The sequence below is a fragment of the Bartonella sp. AP57NXGY genome, assembly GCF_042195805.1.
Taxonomy (GTDB): Bacteria; Pseudomonadota; Alphaproteobacteria; order Rhizobiales; family Rhizobiaceae; genus Bartonella.
On sequence record NZ_JBHIOZ010000262.1, the window covers coordinates 1 to 1,563 of the forward strand.

The 1,563-nt window shown below is 42.7% G+C and carries 1 protein-coding gene and 1 pseudogene; both read right to left on the reverse strand.

What is annotated here, in order from left to right; all coding sequences use genetic code 11:
• Positions 1-14: 14 nt before the first annotated feature.
• Positions 15-788, reverse strand: a complete 774-nt coding sequence (locus ACFIL8_RS10100; protein ID WP_375689655.1) for a hypothetical protein — start codon at positions 786-788, stop codon at positions 15-17.
• Between the two features lie 580 nt (positions 789-1,368).
• Positions 1,369-1,563, reverse strand: a pseudogene (locus ACFIL8_RS10105) (phage portal protein); the annotation flags it as partial.

Below are 1,563 nucleotides of genomic sequence, written 5' to 3' on the forward strand. Positions count from 1 at the left end.
CCACATTCTTGTTTTTAAAATTCTCTTCCCCCCATTAAACGATTAAAAGCGGCTTTATTTTTAGGATCAGCAACCCAAGCGCTAAACTCTGCTTCTGACATTTTATCAAGCATATCCAAAGAAATTGGCCCATTTGGAGTCAAGCCGTTATAAGCAGCAAGAGTACGCGCAGAATTGTGTCTTTCCTGTAAATTTTCATCCATGTTATTGGGAACATTTGTGTAGCCAATTTTTTGTGCAATCGTGTAAATCACTTCAGCGGGGTTTTGATTTTTTTGCGCACAATCGCGCAAGATCTGCTTCAACTCATCACCAATTATCGCATCAATATTTTTGGGGTCTGCCATCTCGGGATAGAGCGAAGCACAAGCTGCCAACTGTTTAGCCCGCGTTTCATAAATAAAATCAGCTGCTTGATCAAAATCATGATGCTTTTGTTTAACACTGGCAACAGACTGCTGAAAAAATGCATGCAACTGTTCTGCTTCGCGAGCAAGAGAAGGCTGTTGTTTTTCATGTACAAGCCCTTGTTTTTGGAGTGTTTTTCCCAACCATTGCATATAGCCCATAAAGTCTTTTTGCGGATCTGGTGGAACATCTTCTCCCCCTTGAACCTCTTTTTCAGCCTTTTGCGAAGAGTACTGTTGTTGATGCACTTGCCCTTGAAAATTATCTTCAAGAGTTTTTTCTTCTCTTGCAATTTCACCATTTTCTCCCTCTTGTGTTGAGACCAGAAAATCTTGTTTCAATTGGTTTTGTTCTGCCGGCGTTAAGTGTTCTTGATCCATGACATTAGCCTTCTCTTTTTTTAAACAATAAAATCAAATTTTTCAGATAAAACAGCCCATAAGCACTTATCCCCTCAATGTTCTCCCATCATTTGAGCACCAGTATTCCCCCCAATGCTCTCCACCCCACATAACGGCAAGACTCCCTCTCCACCCTACTTTTCCCAACAACACTGCCCTACAAAACAGTTCTTTTAAGAAAAGGGAGCCCATGCACTACAAAAATCGATAAGCCCATTCTGCGCCCACCATGCCCCACCAAGTTCACCCCACATAACGGCAAGACTCCCTCTCCACCCTACTTTTCCCAACAGTCCTGCCCTACAAAACAGGTCTTTTAAGAAAAGGGAGCCCATGCACTACGAAAATCGATAAGCCCATTCTGCGCTCACCATCCCCACCATGTTTTCACCCCACATAACGGCAAGACTCCCTCGTTCTCCTGTTTTCCCCCAACAGGGATAGTCTCATAAAACAGCTCTTCGAAGATAAAGGAAGACGACATTACGCTATGGAAATTGTATCGATAAGCAATTTCTGGTAGATGGAATTTATCAGAAGTCGCGCATGACAAAGCACCCTATTGTTGAGCCTTTGCTGTCTGCAACATCTGCATTATCTGCTCTGTCCCCACATTATCCCCCATCTGCGCTGAGGCATTTTGCTCTTCTTGAAAAGAGTTTTGCGCCTTTATCGCAATTTTATGAATAAGTGAAGCCGGTAAAGGCGAATAGCGTAAAAGATCGAGCATAATCTCAGGCGTTGTAAAATTTTG